Source organism: Streptomyces sp. NPDC090106 (genome assembly GCF_044747265.1).
Classification (GTDB): Bacteria; Actinomycetota; Actinomycetes; order Streptomycetales; family Streptomycetaceae; genus Streptomyces.
On record NZ_JBIVDS010000017.1, the window covers coordinates 27,482 to 40,809 of the forward strand.

Here is a 13,328-nt window from a genome sequence, read left to right on the forward strand (position 1 = left end):
CCGGTCTTTACGTGTCAATTAACTCGCCAGTAACGTCGTTGGTGTGGTGACTCCGGTGAACCCCCCGCCCCTTGCCCCCACTTCGCCACCCCTGATCACGAACGGGTGGCAGGACCTCGCGCCCGCGCTGCCCGAAGGCGTCCGGGTGCGGCTGCTGCACGCCGTGTACGGCGATCCGCGCGCCGCCGCCGAGTCGGTGCGCCGGCTCAGCCCGCGCCAGAAGGCCGGGCTCGACCCGCTCCCCACCGAACCGGCCGACCTGGCACCGGCGTTGCTGCGCGCGCACCGCGCCGAGATCCGCGCCCTGCCCGAGGACACCCGGCTCCTCGTGCTCCTCGCGGCGGCCGACCAGTACCCGGTCGCCACGCACGCCTTCCTGCGCGCCGTCGCCGCGGCCCGCCTCGACACCCGGCCCCTGGAGGCCGCCGAGACCGCCGGACTCGCCCACGCCACCGCCGACGGGGTCGTCTTCCGCGACGCCTGGACGAGGATCGCCGCCTACGAGACCGGCTCCCCGGCCGACCGGCGCGACGTCCACCGGCTCCTCGCCCGCGTCCTGCGCTCCGGGGGCGAGACCTCGCTGCGGTCCTGGCACCGCGGCGCCGGAGCCCTCGGCCCCAGCGCCCGGCTCGCCGCCGAGCTCGGCGGCGCCGCCGCGAGGGCCCGCGACGAGGGCCGCCTCCCGCTGGCCGGAGCCCTCGCCGAACGCGCCGCCGCGCTCTGCCCCGACCGGCCGGGGAAGGCCCGCCTGCTGGGCCGCGCCGCCGTCTACGCCTGGCAGTCCGGCAGCGGCGACCGCGCCCACGCCCTGGCGGCCGGTGCCGACGACGACGCCCTGGCCGGAGTCCTCGCGCTCCGCGCGGGCAACGCGGGCGAGGCGTTCGACGCGCTGCTCACCGCCGCGCTCGGGGAGGGCGGAGCGGACATGGACGCCGATGCCGCCCTGTCCGTGTACACGTGTACACCGGCGCCCCCGTCACCGAGCGAGACCCCCGGCGGGAACGTTTCCGCGATCACCCCCGCCACCCGCGCGACCCCGCGGCCCGCCCGTCCCGTCACCACCCTCGACGTCCCCGACCCGGCCCTCCACCTCCTCGCCCGGGCGACCGAGGCCGCCATCTACACCGGCGATCTGCGCCGCTGCCGGGAGGCCGCCCGCGTCGCCCGACGGCTCGGCGTCCAGCCGCCCGGCACGCTCGGCGGGCTCGCCGCCGCCTTCGAGGGCCGCTACGAGGACGCCCGCGACCTGCTCGGGGCGACCGCCGGGCGCTGCGGTCCCGGCGGCGACCCGACCCTCCTCATCCACGCCGGGATCGCCGCCCTCCTCCTCGGCGACCACACCAGGGCCGCAGCGGCGACGACCCGCGCCGCCGCCTCGGCCCGGGTGCGGGGCGCCACGGTCGCCGTCGCCCAGGCCCTGGAGTTCCGGACGTACGCCGACTTCTGGACCGGCCGCCCGCGCGCCGGGGAGGCCGCCGCGGCCGACGCCCTGTGGCAGGCGCACGCCACCGGCCAGGACAACGGGGCCTGCCATCTCCAGGCGGCCCTCGCCATGTTCGCGGCGCTCACCGGCGACGCCGACGTCTGCCGGGAACGCGCCGCCGCCGCCCGCTCCTACGCCCTCGGCCGGGGCCTCGGCCTGCCCGCCGCGCTCGCCCAGTGGGCGCTGGCCTACCTCGACCTGAGCAGCGGACGGTTCGCCGCCGCGGCGGCCCGGCTCCGGGCCCTCGCCGGATTCGGACCCGGACACGGCCACCGGGCCATCCGGCACCTCGCCACCCCGCACTACGTCGAGGCGGCCGTCCGCACCGACGACACCCGGGTCGCCCGGGTCGCCCACGCCGACTACCACCGCTGGGCCACCGTCGTGCGCAGCCCCGACGACCTGGCGCTCAGCGCCCGCTGCCGAGCCCTGCTCGCCCCGGGCGCCGAGGCCGTCGAGCACTACCGCGCGGCCCTCGACCTGCACGCCCGCGGCACCCGCGACTTCGAACGCGCCCGTACGGAAATGCTGTTCGGCAGCGCCCTGCGCCGGCTCCGCCACCGCACCGAGGCCCGCGACCGCCTGCACAGCGCCCTGGAGGCCTTCGAACACTTCGGCGCACCCCACAGCGCCGCCCAGGCCCGCGGCGAGCTGCGCGCCCTCGGCACCCCGGCGTCCTCCGCCCGCTCCGCCCCGGACGACCCCACGACCCGGCTCACGGCCCAGCAGCTGATGGTCGCCCGCATGGCCGCCGACGGCGCCACCAACCGGGAGATAGCCACCCGCCTCGCCCTCAGCCCCCGCACCATCGACCACCACCTCCGGGGCGTCTTCACCCGGCTGGGCATCCGCTCACGGATCGAGCTGGTGCGGCTCCTGTCGGAGGGGGAGACGAGGTGACGGCCGTACCCGCGTGCTCAGGGCGCCTCGCGCCGCGCGAACTCCGCCGCGTCCCACACCCCGTCCAGTCGCGGTGCCAGCCAACTCGGCGCCGCCGTAAGGAAGTCCGCCGGAGGCAGTGAGGCCGCGCCGGCCGGGAGGGCGCCGAGCAGAGGGGCGCCGGACACCTCCGGGAGGTCGGCCAGGTTGCAACGCGACGCCAGATCGGGGGAGTCGGGCCAGGAGCCGATCACCACACCGGCCAGTTCCAGCCCGCGCGCGGCGAGTTCACGGGCCGTCAGCTCCGTGGTGTTGAGGGTGCCGAGGCCCGCCGACGCCACCACGAGGACCGGCGCGCCGAGCAGTCCGGCCGCGTCGGCCAGGGTCCCGCCCGCCGCGTCGAAACGGACGAGCAGCCCGCCCGCGCCCTCGACCAGCACCAGGTCGTACTCCGTGGCCAGCTCGGCCGCCGCCTCGGCGACCTCGGCCGGGCGGACGGGGGTGCGCCCGGCCCGCCTCGCGGCCGTCGCGGGGGCCAACGGGTCGGGGTAGCGGGCCAGTTCGGCCGTGGCCACGGCTCCCGCGAGCCGTGCGACCTCCTGGGCGTCCCCGGGCTCGTCGGGCCGTACGCCCGTCTGGGCCGCCTTGAGGACGGCCACCGAACGGCCGGCCGCGACCGCGGTGGCCGCGACGGCGGCCGTGACGACGGTCTTGCCGACCTCCGTGCCCGTGCCCGTGATCACCAGAACAGACAACGCAACAACCCTTTCCCGTAAACCTCAAGCCCGCAAGCCCGCAAGCCCGCAAGCCCGCAAGCCCTTGAGCCCGCAAGCCCGCAAGCCCTTGAGCCCGCAAGCCCGCAAGCCCTTGAGCTCCTGAGCTCATCAGCCTTCTGCCGCCGCCGCGGCGCACACCGCGCGCGTGATGCGCTCCAGATCGTCGTCGCCGGTGACGTACGGCGGCATCGTGTAGACGAGATCGCGGAACGGGCGCAGCCACACGCCCTCGCGGACCGCCGCGTCCGTCGCCGCCGCCATGTCCACGGGACGGTCGAGCTGGACCACGCCGATGGCGCCGAGCACCCGGACGTCCCGGACGCCGGGCAGGTCCCGCGCGGGCGCGAGCCCGTCCCTCAGCCCCGTCTCGATCCGCTTCACCTCGCTGTGCCAGTCCTGGCCCAGGAGCAGTTCGACCGAGGCGCAGGCGACGGCGGCGGCGAGCGGGTTGCCCATGAACGTCGGCCCGTGCGCCAGCACCGGCACCTCGCCGCGCGAGATGCCGTCCGCGACCCGGGACGTGCACAGCGTCGCCGCCATGGTCAGGTACCCGCCGGTCAGCGCCTTGCCCACGCACATCACGTCCGGGACGACCGCCGCGTGGTCCGCCGCGAACAGCGCGCCCGTGCGGCCGAACCCGGTCGCGATCTCGTCGAACACCAGCAGCACGTCGTGCGCGTCGCACGCCTCCCGCAGCACCCGCAGATACGCGGGGGAGTGGAACCGCATCCCGCCCGCGCCCTGCACCACCGGCTCGACGATCACCGCGGCCAGCTCACCGGCGTGCCGCTCGATCAGATCGCGCAGCCGCCCGGCGTACGCTTCCTCGAACTCGGCCGGGGGCGCGTCCGCGAAGACCTGGCGCGGGAGCACTCCGGTCCACAGGTCGTGCATCCCGCCCTCGGGGTCGCACACCGACATCGGCTGCCAGGTGTCGCCGTGGTACCCGCCGCGCCACGTCAGCAGCCGCTGCTTGGCGGGGCGGCCGAGCGAGCGCCAGTACTGCAGGCACATCTTCACCGCGACCTCGACCGACACCGACCCGGAGTCGGCGAGGAAGACGTGCTCAAGGCCCTCGGGCGACATGTCGACAAGGTGCTTCGCCAGCCGTACGGCGGGCTCGTGCGTGAGCCCGCCGAACATGACGTGGCTCATCCGGCCGACCTGCTCGCGCGCCGCCTCGTTCAGCACCGGATGGTTGTAGCCGTGGATCGCCGACCACCAGGACGACATGCCGTCGACCAGTTCCCCGGCCGAGGTCCGCAGCCGCACCCCGCTCGCCGACTCCACGACGAGCGGGTCCACCCGGCCCGGCATCGGCCCGTAGGGGTGCCACACGTGCCGCCGGTCCAGCTCGAGCAATTCGGGCACGGACAGGTCAGGCATTGGGCGCGAGATCCGTTCCGGCGCCTCGACGGCGTACGGCGACCAGGTCGGTCCGCGGCTCGTTCGCCTCCTGCGCGGCGGCGGGCGCCTGCGCGGCGGAACCGCACACCGACCCGCAGCCCGCGCCCTCGTGCGATCCGCAGCCTCCGCCGGTCTCCGCGTGCGAGCCGCAGCCGCCGCCCGCCTCGGCGTGGGACCCGCACGCGCCGCCCGTGGCGTGCGCCCGGTGCTCCGGCAGCGTCACCTCGCCCGCGCCCTCCACCTCGAACCCGGCGTCGGCGATCATCTCCAGGTCGGCCTTGCCCGCCTGGCCCTCGGAGGTGAGGTAGTCGCCGAGGAAGATCGAGTTGGCCAGGTGCAGCGCGAGCGGCTGCTGGGTGCGCAGATGGACCTCACGGCCGCCCGCGATCCGCACCTCGACGTCGGGGCAGACGAACCGGACCATGGCCAGGATGCGCAGACAGCGCTGCGGGGTGAGGTTCCACTCCTTGGCCAGCGGGGTGCCCTCGAAGGGGATCAGGAAGTTCACCGGCACCGAGTCCGGGTCCAGCTCACGCAGAGAGAACACCACGTCGACCAGGTCCTCGTCCGACTCGCCCATGCCGGCGATCAGACCCGAGCAGGCCGACAGACCCGCCGCGTGCGCCTTCTGCACGGTGTCGACGCGGTCCGCGTAGGTGTGCGTCGTCGTGATGTCGCCGTACGTCGCCTCGGACGTGTTGAGGTTGTGGTTGTAGGCGTCGGCGCCCGCCTCGCGCAGCCGCTCGGCCTGGCCGTCGGAGAGCAGACCGAGGCAGGCGCACACCTCGACGCCCTCGTTCTGGTCCTTGATCGCCTTGATGGTGCCCGCGACCCGGTCCACGTCCCGGTCCGTCGGACCCCGGCCGCTCGCCACCAGGCAGACCCGCTTGGCGCCGCCCGCGAGCCCGGCCGCGGCGGCCTCGGAGGCCTGGTCGGGTTTGAGCCAGGTGTACTTGAGGATGCCGGCCTCGGAGCCCAGCCGCTGCGAGCAGTACGAGCAGTCCTCGGGGCACAAGCCGGACTTGAGGTTGACGAGGTAGTTCAGTTTCACCCGTCGTCCGAACCACTGCCGGCGCACCTTGCCGGCCGCGGCCACCACATCGAGCAGGTCGTCGTCGGAAGTGGCGAGGACGGCGAGTGCTTCCTCGCGGGTCGGCAGCTCGCGCCGAAGCCCCTTGTCCACCAGCGTGTTCAGCAGGTCCATGAGAGCTGATCCTGTCCTAAGGAGCGGTCCGTGGCCAAGGAGAGTTCGTACAACAGCGTCTCTTCACTGTGTGGGTATTGCCACACAGTGGGGGAGTGACCATCCCACTAGTGTCTGTTCGTTGCCTACAAAACCCGCGGAGGACCCATGGCGTTCGGCTGGATCGACGAGCAGGCGCGGCAGCGCCGCGAGGCCGGGCTCGTACGGACCCTGCGCCCCCGCCCGGCCGACTCCCCGCTCCTCGACCTCGCGAGCAACGACTACCTGGGCCTGGCCCGGCACCCGGAGGTGACCGAGGGCGCCGCCCGCGCCGCGCGCGACTGGGGCGGCGGCGCGACCGGATCCAGGCTCGTGACCGGCACGACCGAGCTTCATGCGGAGCTGGAGCGGGAACTGGCCGATTTCTGTGGTGTCGAGGCGGCGCTCGTCTTCTCCTCCGGCTACGCCGCCAACCTTGCCGCGGTCACCGCGCTGGCCCCGCACGGCTCGCTGATCGTCTCCGACGCGGGCAACCACGCCTCCCTGATCGACGGCTGCCGGCTGGCCCGCGGCACCACCCAGGTCGTCGCCCACGGCGAGCCGGACGCCGTGCGCAAGGCGCTGCGGACGCACGACGGTCCCGCCGTCGTCGTCTCGGACACGGTCTTCTCGGTCGACGGCGACGCCGCCCCGCTGGGCGCCTACGCGGCGGCGTGCCGGGAGCGCGGCGCGGGCCTGGTGGTCGACGACGCCCACGGCCTCGGCGTCCTCGGCGACGGCGGGCGGGGCGCGCCGCACGCGGCGGGTCTCGCGGGCGCCGACGACGTCGTCGTGACGGTCACCCTGTCCAAGTCGCTGGGCGCCCAGGGCGGTGCGGTGCTCGGCCCGGCCCGGGTCGTCGAGCATCTCGTGAACGCGGCGCGGACCTTCATCTTCGACACCGGTCTCGCCCCCGCGGCGGCGGGCTCGGCCCTCGCGGCCCTGCGGCTGCTGCGCCGCGAGCCCGAACGCGCCACGCGCGCGCGTGAGGTCGCCGCCGGACTGCACGCACGCCTGACCGCCGCGGGCCTGGAGGCGGTACGGCCGGACGCCGCGGTGGTGTCGGTGCGCGCGCCGTCCCCGGAGGGGGCCGTGCGCTGGGCCGCGGACTGCCGGACGGCAGGGCTCGCCGTCGGCTGCTTCCGTCCTCCTTCCGTACCCGACGGCATCTCACGGCTCAGGCTGACCGCCCGCGCGGACCTCTCCGGGGCGCAGATCGAACGCGCTGTACAGGTGATCGTCGCAACACGACCATGAGTCGGCGTGACACGGCCGTGTGCCAGGGGGATGGCACTGATCAGAAGTGATCGGAAATGATCAGAACGCGGCCGTGAAGCCCGCCCAGCTCTCGGGGGAGAAGAGCAGCGCGGGTCCGGCCGGGTTCTTGGAGTCGCGGACGGCGACGTGCCCCGCCCTCGGTCCGGCGTCCGGCCGGGCCGTCTCGACACAGTTGTTGGCTCCGGTGCTGTAGCTGCTGCGCAACCACGGCCCACCAGGCACTTCGCTACTTGAAGGAACGTTCCGAGGCAGTGCTGTCATGGTGCCTCCCTACACGCCGTCACCTATCCCGGCGATGTAATCCAACGAGTCCTCGGGTGAAAGGGCGTGGATCTGAAGGGTGTTGAAGGCCTCTGTATAGGCCCGGAGGTCTTCTTTCCGCTCCAGGTAGAGGCTACTCGTCAAGTGGTCGAGAACAACCACGTCCAGATCAGAAGTGCGCGAAAAAGAGAAGATTACGAAAGGGCCGGTGATGCCGATGTGCGCTCCTGCGGCGAACGGCAGCACCTGGAGCCGTACTTGGGGAAGCCGGGCCGCCTCCTCCAGCCGCCGCAACTGCGCCGCCATCACCTCGGGTCCGCCGATCTCCCGGCGCAGCACGCCCTCGTCCAGCACCGCGCTCAGCTCCAGCGGCGGATCGCCCCGCAGGACGTCCTGGCGGGCGATGCGCACCTCCACCAGTGCGTCCAGCCGCTCCTCCAGGCCGTCCCGGTCCTCGACCGTCCCGTCCGCCCCGCCCATCGCGGCCCGGGTCACCGCCCGCGCGTACTCCGGCGTCTGGAGCAGCCCCGGCACCACGGAGGTCTCCAGCGTCCGCATCGCGCCGGCCTGCGACTCCAGGCTGATGAAATCCCGGTACGTCGGCGGCAGGACCCCGCGGTAGGCGTGCCACCAGTGGTGACGGCCGCCGCCCTCGTCGGATCCCGCCAACACCAGGAGCAACTCCCGTAGCTGGCCGTCCCCCACGGCGTAGGCGTCGAGCAGTAACCGCACATCGGCCGGTTTCACCCCGCTCGCGCCCGTCTCGATACGGCTGACCTTGGACTGGTGCCAGCCCACCAGCCGGGCCGCCTCACCACTGGTGAGCCCCGCACCGGTGCGCAAGGCACGCAGTTCGGCGCCGAGTTTCCGGCGGCGTACCGCGGGACCGTGCTGCATGGGCCTACTCCTTACTCCTTACGGGGCGCCCAAATACGGTCTTCCGTCGCAGAGTTCACCGCTTCGAGCGACAGATATATGCATATCTTGGTGGATCGGCACCGTACCGGGGCTGGTAGTGGCACTCTGGCGAAGAAGCACCAGTCCGGGACCGTACTCGAACCATCCGCTCCGTGTCGGGCTGTGGTCCCGTGGGAAAGGGACGACGTCGCCATGGCAGACCATCTGGAATCATCCGTCACTCTGCCGAGCGATCCCGCCTCGGTCTCCGCGGCCCGCGCCCATGTCCTGAGCACTCTCGCGGAATGGGGCCTGCCGGCGGACACCGAAGCGGCGGAGACGATCCGGCTCATCGTCTCCGAACTCGCCACCAACGCCGTACAGCACACCTTCGGCCAGTCACCCACCTTCACGGTGGACCTCCGGCTCGACCGTGACGAACAACTGCTCCTCGGGGTGACCGACAGCCACCCGCGTTTCCCCAAGCGGCTGCCCGCCGCCGTGCAGCAGGACAACGGGCGGGGCATGGTGATCATCCGCTGGCTCACCGCGGAATGCGGCGGAAAACTCAGAGTCCGGCCCACCCGCGAGGGGGGCAAGACGGTGTCCATCGAACTCCCCTGGACGGTACCGGCGCAGCCGGTCACCGCGGGCGGGCAGCAGGAGCCGTAGATCCCGGGACCTAGGGTGGGCATGCACAGGCGGTGCGCGCGCACCGGCGCGGACGCGCCGTACACGCTCCGCGGACGCCGTAGGGGCTCCCGCACCGCCCCGGGCGTCGCTGTCGGCGCCGAGCGCCGTGCGGAGCCCTCGCGGGGGCGACGGCGGGTCAGGTCGCCGTCGCCCCCGCGAGGTGGGTCACTTGACCCGGCCGTACCAGACGCTCTTCGTCCAGATCTTCTGGAGCTTCACGACCTCCCCGGTCTTCGGGGAGTGCCAGATCTTCCCCTTCCCGGCGTAGATGCCGACGTGGTACACGTTCGACCCCGAGTGGAAGAACACGAGGTCCCCGGCCTTGCGGTTCCCGGAGGAGATGTGGCGGGTCTTGTTGTACTGCTGGGCCGCCGTACGCGGCAGGGTCTTGCCCGCCTTCTTGTACGAGTAGAGCGTCAGCCCCGAGCAGTCGAACCGCTTCGGACCCACGGCCCCGTACTTGTACGGGGAACCCTTCTTGGACGCCGCGACCTGAAGTGCCTTCGTCGCCGTGGTCGCGGCCTCGGCGTCGGACGCCAGACCCGGGACCACGATGGAGCCGCCCACTGCGGCGATGGTGAGGGCCGAGGCCGTACCGGCTCGGGCCATCAGCGACGGGACACGATTGAGCGCAGTCATGCGCAACCCTTCGTCAGCCGCCTGTGAAGGATGACCTGTCGGATTCGGGCTGGCGAAGTTGCCCGGCCGCTGACGCGGCTTCACCCCAAGGGCTGCTCGACCCGGTCATGGCGTGACCGTGCCGGCGACCCATCTTGCTCGGGTCCTCCACTCCTGCCGATCCACTCCTGTCGACCGGTCATCCGGGCGGCGGCAGGACTCGGCGTCCGCCCGGACCGCCCCGCCGCTGTGGCGGGGGCTTGTCGTCAGACAGGGATCTTCACGCACCGAAGTCCGAAAAACCCAATGGAATCGGGGATTTGTGTTCTTACTCACCACTCACCCGTTCGGGTGGACACTCGTCTGTTCGAGGGAGCGTCGAGGGTCCTGAGGAGCCCCGGACCAGCGGCGGAGCGGATGCTTCCGGGTCCGGGGGAGGTGTGTTGCGCAACCCCGAAGGCCCCCTGGGACGACCGGTGTCTACTCCAACAGGGGGTACGTCTTTCGGTCCGTTTGAAGGGGGTTCCGGACGGCCCGGCGACAGGCCCGGCCACGCCCCGGGGCCCGGCCGGCCGCGTCAGCCGTCGGAGCGCGGAGGGAGGGTCACCCGGAGCGTGCGGCGCTCTCCGTCCAGGACGCGCAGCGCCCGCGCGAGAGTCGCCGCGTGCAGGTGCGTCTCACCCCGCTGGTGCATCAGCGCCAGCGCGTCCCGCAGTTCGGCCGCCTTGGCGACCAGCGCCTGCGCCGCGCGCAGCCCGCGGTAGGTGTCCCCGTCGACCGCCGGGTTGATCCGGCCGAGCAGATCGACCACGTCCAGATAACGGTCGATCAGCTCACCCTCGGCGCGCGTCAGCGCGGGCAGCGGCGGCAGCTCCTCCGGGAGCACCGCCCCTCACCGGTCCCCGGGCGCGGGGCGGGTGGCCCGGCGGTGGGGGATCACGGCGTCCACCAGTCCGTACTCCAGGGCCCCCTGCGCGTCGAGGACCAGGTCCCGCTCGATGTCGGCCCGGACCCGGTCCCGGTCGCGCCCGGTGTGCCGGGCGAGCATCTCCTCCAGGCGGTCCCGCTCGCGCGTCAACTCCCGCGCTCGGGTGGCCGCATCGGAGACCCGTCCCTCCATCGGCCCGGACAGCGTGGGCTGCTGGAGGACCATCAGAGCCCCGGGCAGCGCGAACCGCTTGCCGGGGGTGCCGGCCGCGAGCAGCACCGCCGCCGTCGAGGTGGCCTGCCCCAGACAGACCGTCTCCACGTCGCAACCGACGTACCGCATCGCGTCGTGGACGGCCGACATCGCGCGGAACGAGCCGCCGGGGGAGTTGACGTACAGCGAGATGTCCCGGTCGGGGGCCCGGTGTCCAAGGTGCATGAGCCGGGCGACCACGTCGTTCGCCGTGGCGTCGTCGAGCGGTGTCCCGAGCATCAGGATCCGCTCGTCCAGCAGCTTCGCGTACGGATCGAACGTCCTGCCCCCGGAACCGGTGCGTTCGGAGAATCCGGGCGGGATCTGACGGGCGGACGGTCGGACCATGGGTACCCCTCCTTCGACGTCGGTAAAAAATGTACAGGACGTACGTGACGTTAGAATGGGTTCATGGCCTACGAGATTCCGGTGACGCAAGCCAGGGCTGAACTCGCCGACCTGATCAACCGCGTCGTGTACGGGGGTGAGCGCGTCGTTGTCACGCGCCACGGCAAGCCGCTCGTCGCCCTGGTCTCGGCCGCCGACCTCGAACGGCTGGAGGCGTCGCCCGAGCCGGTGGAATCCGTCGAGGAACAGGTGATCGCCGCCGTGTCGACCGTCCGTGAGGTGGCCGCGCCCGCGCGGGAGCAGCAGCGGTTCGGCGTCACCGCGCATCGCCGGGGGGCCGGGGCCTCGTAAGGCCACGGCCCCTGGGGCGGTCGTCCCCTCCGGCGTCAGGTGTCCGGGGGCGCGGGTCCGTCAGCCGACCGGCTCCGGCTCCGGCTTGCGCGCGGGCGTCGGCACGGGTGTCCTGCGGCGCTCCTTGAGGACCTTGCCCAGCAGGACGGCGCCCAGGCCCAGGGCCGCCCACCAGGTGAGGGTGAGCGCCGGGCCGAGGGCGGCGGCGCCGTCGAAGTAGGCGACCGAGCGCATCAGGGTCGTACCGGCCCCCGGCGGCAGCCACTGGCCGATGGTGCCGGCCGGCTCGGGCAGCATCCGGGGCGCGGAGGCCGCGCCGGAGAACGGGTTGCCGACCAGCATCACCGCCGCCGCGACGATGCCCGTGCCGGCCGTACCGACGAGCGCGGCGAGACCGGCGGCGGCGCCGCTGACGGAGAGCGTCGTCAGCGCGAACACCCCTGCCTCCGCCCACCAGTTGCCCGCGATCACGCCGAGCCAGGTGTCCGCGATCCCGGCCCCGACCAGTCCGACCAGCGCGGAGGCGCCGAGCAGGGCCGCCGCCGCACGGGTCCCGCGCAGTCCGCCCAGCGTCACCATCGCGCCCGCCGCGAGGCCCGCGAGGGCGAGCGGCAGCACACCGGCGGTGAGAGCGGCGCCGCGCGGGTCGGACGCCGGGGCCGCGACCACGTCGACCGTCCTCGTCCGCCCGTCGCCGGCCGCCGCCTGCTGGAGCAGTTGCGCGACCACCGGGCTCGCGGCCGACGCGGTCAGCAGCTCGGGGCCGTCAGCGGTGACCACGACCGCCCCGTAGACGGTCCGGTCCTTGACGGCGGCCCGCGCGGCGGCCTCGTCGGCGTAGCGGTGGATCTCGAAGGCGCCCTCGTGTTCGGCCAGTTCCCGTTCCACCTGCGCGGTCGCGGCGGCCGGTCCGGCCACGCCGAGCGGCAGGTCGCGAGGGGCGGTGCGGGCCGCGGGCCAGGCGAAGGCCCAGAGCGCGAGCGCCGTGAGGACCGGGACGAGCACGACGACCGCGAGCATGCGGCGGGTGTTCCCGGTGAGGGCGGCGGCGGAGGACATGGGCTGTCCCTTTCTCTGTCCGAGGTGTGTGGGAGGTGGGGGGCGGGTGGGGCGAAAGAGGCGGGTTGGGCATGAGGGGCAGGGATGGAGGGGGAGTGCGGGTCGCTAAAAAGAATGATCGTTCGTTTTTGCGGGTGGCTCCACCGTCCCGCCACCCCGGGTCCTTGTCAAGAAGGAACGTTCGTTTTAGATTTACGGCCATGGCCCGCGTAACCCAGGAACACCTCGACGCCCGTCGCCGGCAGATCCTCGACGGCGCCGCGATCTGCTTCGCCCGCAACGGCTTCCACGCCACGTCCATGCAGGACGTCCTGAAGGAGGTCGACCTGTCGGCCGGGGCGGTCTACCGCTACTTCAGCGGCAAGGACGAGCTGATCGCCGCGATCGTCGCCGAGGTGCTGGGCCAGGTCCACCAGGGGTTCGAGGAGGGCGCCCGCAGCACCCCGTCCCCGCCGCCTGACGTCCTGGTCGCCTCGGTCCTCGACCAGGTCCTCGCCAGCAAGGCGTCCCTGACGGTGGACGGGCGGCCCGCCTTCCCGCGCCTGGTCATCCAGGTCTGGGCCGAGACGCTGCGCAACGCCGAACTCGCGGCCCTGCTGGCCGAGGGCTACGGCGCCGTGCGCGACGCCTGGCAGCGGATCGTCGAGTCCTACCAGGACGCCGGGACGATGCGGCCGGACGTCCCCCCGGAGCATGTGGCCCGCACGCTGATGGGGTCCGCGATGGGCTTCCTCGCGCAGCAGGCCCTGTTCGGGTCCGCGTCGACCGACGTCCTCGGCGACGGTCTACGGGCGTTGATGAGCGTGCCGGATCACAGCTCGGTTAACGTGCCTGAAACCCCGCCCAACTAGCCTTCCGGCACGCCACCAGGGACTT

At 73.3% G+C, this 13,328-nt stretch carries 14 protein-coding genes and 1 riboswitch; of the genes, 5 read left to right on the top strand and 9 right to left on the bottom strand.

The genetic code is table 11. The features are described from left to right. Positions 1-46: 46 nt before the first annotated feature. Positions 47-2,383, top strand: a complete 2,337-nt coding sequence (locus ACIPSE_RS39820; RefSeq protein WP_401673579.1) for a LuxR C-terminal-related transcriptional regulator — start codon at positions 47-49, stop codon at positions 2,381-2,383. A gap of 17 nt (positions 2,384-2,400) precedes the next feature. On the opposite strand, the gene bioD is transcribed toward ACIPSE_RS39820, so the two are convergent. The 3 genes from bioD to bioB form a co-directional block, all read right to left on the bottom strand. After that, the gene (gene bioD / locus ACIPSE_RS39825) at positions 2,401-3,117 is read right to left on the bottom strand and encodes a dethiobiotin synthase (protein WP_401673097.1); all 717 of its coding nucleotides are present in this window, start codon (positions 3,115-3,117) and stop codon (positions 2,401-2,403) included. Positions 3,118-3,246: 129 nt separating this feature from the next. Beyond that, a complete protein-coding gene (locus ACIPSE_RS39830) occupies positions 3,247-4,524 on the bottom strand; it encodes an adenosylmethionine--8-amino-7-oxononanoate transaminase (protein WP_401673100.1) in 1,278 nt (425 codons plus the stop codon). Further along, positions 4,517-5,749 (bottom strand): biotin synthase BioB, encoded by a 1,233-nt coding sequence (gene bioB / locus ACIPSE_RS39835; RefSeq protein WP_401673103.1) that lies wholly within the window; start codon positions 5,747-5,749, stop codon positions 4,517-4,519. The genes ACIPSE_RS39830 and bioB overlap by 8 nt, the downstream gene beginning before the upstream one ends. Before the next feature lie 147 nt (positions 5,750-5,896). Here bioB and ACIPSE_RS39840 point away from each other — a divergent pair, with 147 nt between their 5' ends. Next, entirely contained in the window at positions 5,897-7,024 is a 1,128-nt protein-coding gene (locus ACIPSE_RS39840; RefSeq protein ID WP_401673105.1) for an 8-amino-7-oxononanoate synthase, read from the top strand. Positions 7,025-7,084: 60 nt separating this feature from the next. On the opposite strand, the gene ACIPSE_RS39845 is transcribed toward ACIPSE_RS39840, so the two are convergent. Together ACIPSE_RS39845 and ACIPSE_RS39850 are read right to left on the bottom strand one after the other, a co-directional pair. Further along, positions 7,085-7,306 carry a DUF397 domain-containing protein gene (locus tag ACIPSE_RS39845; protein ID WP_401673108.1) on the bottom strand — a complete coding sequence of 74 codons (222 nt, stop codon included), beginning with the start codon at positions 7,304-7,306 and terminating at the stop codon, positions 7,085-7,087. A 9-nt stretch (positions 7,307-7,315) separates the two neighbouring features. Further along, a complete protein-coding gene (locus ACIPSE_RS39850; RefSeq protein WP_401673111.1) occupies positions 7,316-8,203 on the bottom strand; it encodes a helix-turn-helix domain-containing protein in 888 nt (295 codons plus the stop codon). A 213-nt stretch (positions 8,204-8,416) separates the two neighbouring features. On the opposite strand from ACIPSE_RS39850, the gene ACIPSE_RS39855 reads away from it, so the two are divergent. After that, on the top strand, positions 8,417-8,875 hold the full coding sequence (locus tag ACIPSE_RS39855) for an ATP-binding protein (RefSeq protein WP_401673114.1): 459 nt from the start codon (positions 8,417-8,419) through the stop codon (positions 8,873-8,875). A 186-nt stretch (positions 8,876-9,061) separates the two neighbouring features. Here ACIPSE_RS39855 and ACIPSE_RS39860 read toward each other — a convergent pair whose 3' ends face one another. The 3 genes from ACIPSE_RS39860 to ACIPSE_RS39870 form a co-directional block, all read right to left on the bottom strand. Next, positions 9,062-9,535, bottom strand: coding sequence for a C40 family peptidase (locus ACIPSE_RS39860; RefSeq protein WP_401673117.1), 474 nt, complete (start codon positions 9,533-9,535; stop codon positions 9,062-9,064). A 3-nt stretch (positions 9,536-9,538) separates the two neighbouring features. Then, a riboswitch (cyclic di-AMP (ydaO/yuaA leader) is annotated at positions 9,539-9,750 on the bottom strand. A 341-nt stretch (positions 9,751-10,091) separates the two neighbouring features. Beyond that, a complete protein-coding gene (locus tag ACIPSE_RS39865) occupies positions 10,092-10,400 on the bottom strand; it encodes a hypothetical protein (RefSeq protein ID WP_401673119.1) in 309 nt (102 codons plus the stop codon). A 6-nt stretch (positions 10,401-10,406) separates the two neighbouring features. Beyond that, positions 10,407-11,042: an ATP-dependent Clp protease proteolytic subunit gene (locus tag ACIPSE_RS39870; protein ID WP_401673121.1), complete on the bottom strand. Its 636-nt coding sequence runs from the start codon at positions 11,040-11,042 to the stop codon at positions 10,407-10,409. Between the two features lie 63 nt (positions 11,043-11,105). Here ACIPSE_RS39870 and ACIPSE_RS39875 point away from each other — a divergent pair, with 63 nt between their 5' ends. Then, entirely contained in the window at positions 11,106-11,393 is a 288-nt protein-coding gene (locus ACIPSE_RS39875; RefSeq protein WP_401673124.1) for a type II toxin-antitoxin system Phd/YefM family antitoxin, read from the top strand. Between the two features lie 60 nt (positions 11,394-11,453). Here ACIPSE_RS39875 and ACIPSE_RS39880 read toward each other — a convergent pair whose 3' ends face one another. Beyond that, positions 11,454-12,452: an ABC transporter permease gene (locus ACIPSE_RS39880; RefSeq protein ID WP_401673126.1), complete on the bottom strand. Its 999-nt coding sequence runs from the start codon at positions 12,450-12,452 to the stop codon at positions 11,454-11,456. A gap of 200 nt (positions 12,453-12,652) precedes the next feature. On the opposite strand from ACIPSE_RS39880, the gene ACIPSE_RS39885 reads away from it, so the two are divergent. After that, the gene (locus ACIPSE_RS39885) at positions 12,653-13,303 is read left to right on the top strand and encodes a TetR/AcrR family transcriptional regulator (RefSeq protein WP_401673129.1); all 651 of its coding nucleotides are present in this window, start codon (positions 12,653-12,655) and stop codon (positions 13,301-13,303) included. The last annotated feature ends 25 nt before the right edge of the window (positions 13,304-13,328 follow it).

Excerpts from the sequence above, each read along its gene's own strand:
- ACIPSE_RS39830 (WP_401673100.1), bottom strand. The coding sequence starts at position 4,524 with ATGCCTGACCTGTCCGTGCCCGAATTGCTCGAGCTGGACCGGCGGCAC.
- bioB (WP_401673103.1), bottom strand. The coding sequence starts at position 5,749 with ATGGACCTGCTGAACACGCTGGTGGACAAGGGGCTTCGGCGCGAGCTG.
- ACIPSE_RS39840 (WP_401673105.1), top strand. The coding sequence starts at position 5,897 with ATGGCGTTCGGCTGGATCGACGAGCAGGCGCGGCAGCGCCGCGAGGCC.
- ACIPSE_RS39845 (WP_401673108.1), bottom strand. The coding sequence starts at position 7,306 with ATGACAGCACTGCCTCGGAACGTTCCTTCAAGTAGCGAAGTGCCTGGT.
- ACIPSE_RS39850 (WP_401673111.1), bottom strand. The coding sequence starts at position 8,203 with ATGCAGCACGGTCCCGCGGTACGCCGCCGGAAACTCGGCGCCGAACTG.
- ACIPSE_RS39855 (WP_401673114.1), top strand. The coding sequence starts at position 8,417 with ATGGCAGACCATCTGGAATCATCCGTCACTCTGCCGAGCGATCCCGCC.
- ACIPSE_RS39860 (WP_401673117.1), bottom strand. The coding sequence starts at position 9,535 with ATGACTGCGCTCAATCGTGTCCCGTCGCTGATGGCCCGAGCCGGTACG.
- ACIPSE_RS39870 (WP_401673121.1), bottom strand. The coding sequence starts at position 11,042 with ATGGTCCGACCGTCCGCCCGTCAGATCCCGCCCGGATTCTCCGAACGC.
- ACIPSE_RS39875 (WP_401673124.1), top strand. The coding sequence starts at position 11,106 with ATGGCCTACGAGATTCCGGTGACGCAAGCCAGGGCTGAACTCGCCGAC.
- ACIPSE_RS39880 (WP_401673126.1), bottom strand. The coding sequence starts at position 12,452 with ATGTCCTCCGCCGCCGCCCTCACCGGGAACACCCGCCGCATGCTCGCG.
- ACIPSE_RS39885 (WP_401673129.1), top strand. The coding sequence starts at position 12,653 with ATGGCCCGCGTAACCCAGGAACACCTCGACGCCCGTCGCCGGCAGATC.